6 protein-coding genes are annotated in these 7,104 nt (G+C 64.7%); 4 read left to right on the top strand and 2 right to left on the bottom strand.

Annotated features, from left to right (window positions below):
* Positions 1-193 precede the first annotated feature (193 nt).
* Both HNR60_RS23835 and HNR60_RS23830 read right to left on the bottom strand, forming a co-directional pair.
* Complete coding sequence (locus HNR60_RS23835; protein ID WP_011471847.1) at positions 194-403, bottom strand: DUF4170 domain-containing protein; 210 nt, start codon at positions 401-403, stop codon at positions 194-196.
* A gap of 36 nt (positions 404-439) precedes the next feature.
* The gene (locus HNR60_RS23830; RefSeq protein WP_184262910.1) at positions 440-2,077 is read right to left on the bottom strand and encodes an isocitrate lyase; all 1,638 of its coding nucleotides are present in this window, start codon (positions 2,075-2,077) and stop codon (positions 440-442) included.
* Between the two features lie 203 nt (positions 2,078-2,280).
* Here HNR60_RS23830 and HNR60_RS23825 point away from each other — a divergent pair, with 203 nt between their 5' ends.
* The 4 genes from HNR60_RS23825 to HNR60_RS23810 all read left to right on the top strand — a co-directional run bounded on the left by HNR60_RS23825 (position 2,281) and on the right by HNR60_RS23810 (position 6,843).
* Positions 2,281-3,723 (top strand): helix-turn-helix domain-containing protein, encoded by a 1,443-nt coding sequence (locus tag HNR60_RS23825; RefSeq protein WP_184262908.1) that lies wholly within the window; start codon positions 2,281-2,283, stop codon positions 3,721-3,723.
* Positions 3,724-3,759: 36 nt separating this feature from the next.
* Entirely contained in the window at positions 3,760-4,167 is a 408-nt protein-coding gene (locus tag HNR60_RS23820) for a type II toxin-antitoxin system RelB/DinJ family antitoxin (RefSeq protein WP_184262906.1), read from the top strand.
* Positions 4,168-4,178: 11 nt separating this feature from the next.
* Entirely contained in the window at positions 4,179-5,414 is a 1,236-nt protein-coding gene (locus tag HNR60_RS23815) for a lytic murein transglycosylase (RefSeq protein WP_184262904.1), read from the top strand.
* A 247-nt stretch (positions 5,415-5,661) separates the two neighbouring features.
* Complete coding sequence (locus HNR60_RS23810; protein ID WP_184262902.1) at positions 5,662-6,843, top strand: ABC transporter substrate-binding protein; 1,182 nt, start codon at positions 5,662-5,664, stop codon at positions 6,841-6,843.
* Positions 6,844-7,104 lie beyond the last annotated feature (261 nt).

The raw sequence follows: 7,104 nt of genomic DNA, 5'->3' as shown, positions 1-7,104 counted from the left end.
ACTCCTCCAACCGCACTCCTGCGCAGCGATCGCGACACATCATATCGCCGAGAGCCGCCAATCGAATAGCTTCACAGGCTCTCAGGATGACGGCTCAGCGAATGCGGCCGGGCCGCACGGCTTGCCAGCAAACGCCGACGGCCCCACCCGATCGCTCGGATGGGGCCGCAGCCCTTGGACGTCTTCTTAGCTGTTAGGCGGCGGGCACGCGGCTCGGCTCTTCGACGATGGAGAACCGCACCCCGGCCTTATGCCGGTTCTCTTCCGAGACTTCGCGCCAGGCGTCTTCGGCTTCCTTGCGGGTTTTGAACGGCCCCTTCACCTGGGCCGAGCCTTCCACCAGCTTGTGGAAATTCATCGAACCGAATTCGCCGCCGATCACCCAAAAGTTGCTGCCTGACATGATAGTCTCCTATTACCTTTATCCGAACTGGTTCATCTATCCGAACTGGTTCATCGTGTTGTGGGCGCCGCCGGCCTTCAGAGCGGCCTCGCCGGCGAAGTATTCCTTGTGGTCGTCGCCGATGTTCGAGCCGGCCATGTCCTGATGCTTGACGCAGGCGATGCCCTGACGGATTTCCTGACGCTGCACATTCTTAACATAACCCAGCATGCCCTGCTCGCCGAAATACTCGCGGGCGAGATTGTCGGTCGACAGCGCCGCCGTGTGATAGGTCGGCAACGTGATCAGGTGATGGAAGATCCCGGCGCGCTTGGCGGATTCCGCCTGGAAGGTGCGGATCAGTTCGTCGGCTTCGAGACCCAGCGGCGTATTGTCGTACTCCGCCTTCATCAGCTCGGCACGGTTGTACGGGCTGACGTCCTTCCCGGCCTTCTGCATCTCGTCGTACACCTGCCAGCGGAAGTTCAGCGTCCAGTTGAACGACGGCGAGTTGTTGTAGGCGAGCTTGGCGTTCGGGATCACTTCGCGGATGCGGTCGACCATCGAGGCGATCTGCGCGATGTTCGGCTTCTCGGTCTCGATCCACAGCAGATCGGCGCCGTTCTGCAGCGAGGTGATGCAGTCGAGCACGCAGCGGTCCGCGCCGGTGCCTTCGCGGAACTGGTAGAGGTTGCTCGGCAGCCGCTTCGGACGCAACAGCTTGCCGCCGCGGCTGATGATGACGTCGCCGTTGCCGACCGCGGTCGCGTCGACCTCGTCGCAATCGAGGTAGCTGTTGTACTGGTCGCCGAGGTCGCCCGGCTGATGGCTGACCGCGATCTGCTGGGTGAGACCTGCGCCGAGCGAGTCGGTGCGGGTGACGATGACGCCGTCTTCGACGCCGAGCTCGAGGAAGGCGTGGCGGCAGGCGCGGATCTTCGCCAGGAAGACCTCGTGCGGCACCGTCACCTTGCCGTCCTGGTGACCGCACTGCTTTTCGTCGGACACCTGGTTCTCGATCTGCAGCGCGCAGGCGCCGGCTTCGATCATCTTCTTGGCTAAGAGATAGGTCGCCTCGGCATTGCCGAAGCCGGCGTCGATGTCGGCGATCACCGGCACGACGTGGGTCTGGAAATTGTCGATCTTCTCGATCAGCGCGGTTTCCTTGGCGGTGTCGCCGGCCTTGCGGGCGGCGTCGAGCTCACGGAAGATCGCGTTGAGTTCGCGGGAATCCGCCTGCCGCAGGAAGGTGTAGAGCTCTTCGATCAGCGCCGGCACCGAGGTCTTCTCGTGCATCGACTGGTCGGGCAGCGGTCCGAATTCGGAGCGCAGCGCCGCGATCATCCAGCCGGAGAGATACAGATAGGTGCGATCGGTGGTGCCGAAATGCTTCTTCACCGAGATCAGCTTCTGCTGCGCGATGAAGCCGTGCCAGCAGCCCAGCGACTGGGTGTATTTGGTGCTGTCGGCGTCATAGGCCGCCATGTCGGCGCGCATCAGCGCAGCGGTGTAGCGCGCGACGTCGAGGCCGGTCTTGAAGCGGTTCTGCAGCCGCATCCGCGCCACGGCTTCGGCCTTCACGCCATTCCACGTGCCCTTGTCCTTGAGCAGGGCCTCGGCCGCTTCGATTTGGCTCTGATAGGAGGCGGGCTTCTGGATGGCCAAATCGCTGATCCCACGTGGCTGGAAATTCATGTTTCTGATCCCTTCGGTGACAACTCACTCGCCGCGCCTTGATTCTTGCCGTCGACATTGCGCTGCGAAACGTGGCGGTAGCTAAACGCGAAGGGGGCGCGATCGTACAGGCCTCTTGCGAGCGAATGGTGATGTCATGTAACTTCAATACATGTAATGAATGTAATTTTGTAATCTTTGTCACAATCGAAGGAGCCGCGACGATGGCAGGAGACTCCGGAAAAAAGCTGTTCGTCGGCCCAAGGTTCCGCCGGATCCGCCAGCAGCTCGGCCTGTCGCAGACCCAGATGGCCGAGGGGCTGGGGATTTCTCCAAGTTATATCAACCTGATAGAGCGCAACCAGCGGCCCGTGACGGCGCAGATCCTGCTTCGGCTGGCGGAGACCTATGACCTCGATCTGCGGGATCTGGCCACCGCCGACGAGGACCGCTTCTTCGCCGAACTGAACGAAATCTTCTCCGACCCGCTGTTCCGCCAGATCGACCTGCCGAAACAAGAACTGCGCGATTTGGCCGAACTCTGCCCCGGGGTGACACATTCGTTACAACGGCTGTACGCCGCCTATACCGAGGCCCGGCGCGGCGAGACGCTGGCGGCGCAGATGGCCGACCGCGAGGAAGGCACGCGCTTTGAGGCCAACCCGATCGAGCGGGTGCGCGACCTGATCGAGGCCAACCGGAATTATTTCCCGGAAATCGAGCAGGCCGCGGAGAATCTGCGCGACGAGCTCAACGTGCCGGCGCAGGACCTGTTCGTGGCGCTCAGCGAGCGGCTGCGCGAGCAGCATTCCATCGTCACCAGGATCATGCCGGTCGAGGTGATGCGCGAGACGCTGCGCCGGTTCGACCGCCACCGCCGGCAATTGCTGATCTCCGAACTGATCGACGGCCCAGGCCGCGCCTTCCAGATCGCGTTCCAGATCGGCATCACCGAATTCGGCAAGACCTTCGACGCCATCGTCAACCGCGCCGGCGCGGTCGACGACACCGCGCGCAGGCTGTACCGCATCACGCTCGCCAATTACTTCGCCGCCGCGGTGATGATGCCTTACGGCGCGTTCCACGCCGCCGCCGAAACATTGAGCTACGACGTCCACGTTCTGGCGCAGCGCTTCAACGCCGGCTTCGAACAGGTCTGCCACCGGCTGACCACGCTGCAGCGGCCGAATGCCCGCGGCGTGCCGTTCTTCCTGCTGCGGGTCGACAACGCCGGCAACGTCTCCAAGCGGTTTTCCTCCGGCACCTTCCCGTTCTCGAAATTCGGCGGCACCTGCCCGCTGTGGAATGTGCACTCCACCTTCGACACCCCGGACCGGCTGTTGAAGCAGGTGATCGAACTGCCGGACGGCAGCCGCTACTTCTCGATCGCGCAATGCGTGCGCCGCCCGGTGATGCCGCATCCGCAGCCGCAGCCGCGCTTCGCCATCGGGCTCGGCTGCGAAATCCGCCATGGCGCCAAGCTGGTCTATGCCGCGGGGATGGATCTCGACAAAGAGGAAGCCACCCCGATCGGGGTGAACTGCCGGCTGTGCGAACGCGAGCATTGCAGCCAGCGCGCCGAACCGCCGATCACGCGGAGCCTGATTTTGGACGAGAATACGCGACGGGCGTCGAGCTTTGCGTTTTCCAACGCGCGGGAGTTGTGAGCTGGCAAGCGTAACGCAAATGTGTTACAAGCGTGCATGGCCAATAAACCGCACCTGAAACCATCCAGCAAGGCGCCCGCTAAGGCTGCGAGCAAGACCGCGGGGAAGCCGCCGGCAAAGCCGCGCGCGGCCCGCAAGGCCGTGGCGCGCAGGCCGGCCAAGACCGGCTATATCAACGCCCGGGTCGAGCCCAAGCTGAAGAAACAGGCCGAAGCGGTGCTGGACAAGATCGGGCTGTCCACCACCGACGCGGTGACGATCTTCCTAAAACAAGTCGTCGCCCAAAAGGGGCTGCCTTTCGAGGTCAAAATTCCGAATCGCGAAACCATCAAAGCGATGCGAGAATTGGAGCAAGGGCGAGGCCAGAGATTCACCGGCACAGCGGAAGAGCTATTCGCTCAAATTCTTGGTAAGAAGCGCCGCGGATCGCGCCGCGACGTCTGAGGGAAAGTTTCATGATCCTGCGTGTTTTCAGCCTTCTCATCGTCCTCCTCCTCGCCTCCCCCGCCCTCGCCGCGTCGGGCGCCGCATGCCACGGCGGGCAAAGCTTCGAGCAATTCCTCGCCTCCCTGAAACAGCAGGCCGCCGCCGATGGCGTCTCGCCGCGGGCGATCGCCGCCGCCTCGCCCGGCATGGTCTACGACCAGGGCATCGTCAACCGCGACCGCGGGCAAAGGGTGTTCGGCCAGGTGTTCACCGAATTTTCCAGGCGGATGGCTGCGGACTACCGGATGCAGCAGGGCCAGGCGATGATCAAGACCCACGCCCGCGCCTTCGCCCGCGCCGAGCAGGACTACGGCGTGCCGCCTTCGGTGATCGCGGCGTTCTGGGGCTTGGAGAGCGACTTCGGTGCCAATATGGGCAAGCTGCCGACGCTGCGCTCGCTGGTGTCGCTGGCCTATGATTGCCGCCGCTCGAAAATGTTCGAGGCCGAGACCATCGCCGCGTTGAAGATCATCGACCGCGGCGATCTTGCGCCCGCCGAAATGATCGGCTCCTGGGCCGGCGAACTCGGCCAGACGCAGTTTCTGCCGACGCATTATTTCAACTACGCGGTCGATTACGACGGCGACGGCCGCCGCGACATGCTGCGCAGCCCGGCCGACGTGATCGGCTCAACCGCCAACTACATCGCCAACGGCTTGAAGTGGCGCCGCGGCGAGCCGTGGCTGCAGGAGGTGCGGGTTTCGGGAAACGTGCCGTGGGATCAGGCCGACCTCACCATCCGGCATCCGCGATCGCAATGGGCGCAGTGGGGCGTCGCTTATGCCGACGGAAGGCCGCTACCGAACGACAATATGCCGGCGTCGCTGCTGCTGCCGATGGGCCGCAATGGCCCGGCGTTCCTCGCCTACGCCAATTTCGCCGCCTACACCGAATGGAACAACTCGCTGATCTATTCAACCACCGCCGGATATCTCGCCACGCGGATCGCGGGCGCCGCGCCAATGCGACGCCCCGCGGCCCCGGTCGCGCAATTGCCGTTCAACGAATTGCGCGAGCTGCAGCAATTGCTGGTCCGCGCCGGCTTCAACGTCGGCAAGGTCGACGGCGTGATGGGGCAGCTCAGCCGCAGCGCCGTGAAGGCGATGCAGATCAAATACGGCCTGCCGGCGGATTCCTGGCCGACCGCCGAATTGCTGGCGCGGATGCGCGGCGGCCCGCGACCGAATTTCACGCAGCAGAATTAGAACGGGACCGCGCCGCGCCGGGACCGCGCTCCCTCTCCCGTGGGGAGAGGGTTGGGGTGAGGGGGTACGAGCTATCGATAGGGCGCAACCCCTCACCCGGATCGCTGCGCGATCCGACCTCTCCCCATGGGAGAGGTGAAGACCGCGCGGCGACGCGGTCCCTCCAGACTTTCGCCGGCGAGCCTCTTCCCTCCCCCACGCGAAATGCTCTAGGCTCCGGCCAACAAAAAACACCGGAGGGAAACACGTGCGCCCGATTTCGCTTGTCGCCGCCGCGGCACTGACACTGTCAGCCGCCGCCGCTCACGCCGACGATCTCAAGATCGCGCTGATCTACGGCAAGACCGGGCCGCTCGAGGCCTACGCCAAGCAGACCGAGACCGGGCTGCGGCTCGGCTTCGAATACGCCACCAAGGGCACGATGACGGTCGACGGCCGCAAGATCGTGATCATCACCAAGGACGATCAGTCCAAGCCGGACCTGTCGAAAGCGGCGCTCGCCGAAGCCTATCAGGACGACGGCGCCGACATCGCGATCGGCTCGACCTCATCCGCCGCGGCGCTGGCCGATCTGCCGGTCGCCGAAGAGAACAAGAAGATTTTGATCGTCGAGCCGGCGGTGGCCGACCAGATCACCGGCGAAAAATGGAATCGCTACATCTTCCGCACCGGGCGCAATTCCTCGCAGGACGCGATCTCCAACGCGGTGGCGATCGGCAAGCCCGGCGTCACCATCGCCACGCTCGGCCAGGACTACGCGTTCGGCCGCGACGGCGTCGCCGCCTTCAAGGCCGCACTGGCCAAGACCGGCGCGACGCTCGCCGCCGAAGAATACGTGCCCACCACCACCACCGATTTCACCGCGGCCGGCCAGCGGCTGTTCGACGCGCTGAAGGACAAGCCCGGCAAGAAGATCATCTGGGTGATCTGGGCCGGCGGCGGCGATCCGTTGACCAAGCTGCAGGACATGGACCCGAAGCGCTACGGCATCGAGCTCTCGACCGGCGGCAACATCCTGCCGGCGCTCGCCGCCTATAAGCGGCTGCCCGGCATGGAGGGCGCGACCTATTACTACTACGACATTCCGAAGAACCCGGTGAACGATTGGCTGGTCGCCGAGCACAAGAAGCGCTTCAACGCGCCGCCGGACTTCTTCACCGCCGGCGGTTTCGCCGCCGCGATGGCGACGGTGGCGGCGGTCGAGAAGGCGAAGTCGACCGACACCGAAAAATTGATTACCGCGATGGAGGGGCTGGAGTTCGACACCCCCAAAGGAAAAATGATCTTCCGCAAGGAGGACCACCAGGCGCTGCAGAGCATGTATCACTTCCGGGTCAAGGTCGATCCGGAACTGGCCTGGGCGGTCAACGAGCCGGTGCGCGAGATCAAGATCGAGGACATGGAGATCCCGATCCGCAACAAGCGGTGAGGACTTCTCCCTCTCCCCGCTTGCGGGGAGAGGGTCGGGGTGAGGGGGCGTCGCCGCGAGATATGACTCGTTGAGAGGCGGGGGGGCCCCCCCCCCCCCCCCCCCCCCCCCGCCGGGGGGGCCCCCCCCCCCCCCCCCCCCCCGCCGGGGGGGGGGGGCCCCCGCCCCCCCCCCCCCCCCCCCCCCCGGCGGGGGGGAGCGGGGGCGCGGGCGGCGGGGGCAGGGAAACAAAGAAGGAAAAATAAAAACCGCCCGACACGA

The organism is Rhodopseudomonas rhenobacensis, assembly GCF_014203125.1.
GTDB classification, from domain to species: Bacteria; Pseudomonadota; Alphaproteobacteria; order Rhizobiales; family Xanthobacteraceae; genus Rhodopseudomonas_A; species Rhodopseudomonas_A rhenobacensis.
The sequence above is the reverse complement of the archived record's forward strand: the minus strand, read 5'-3'. Positions and strand labels throughout refer to the sequence as shown.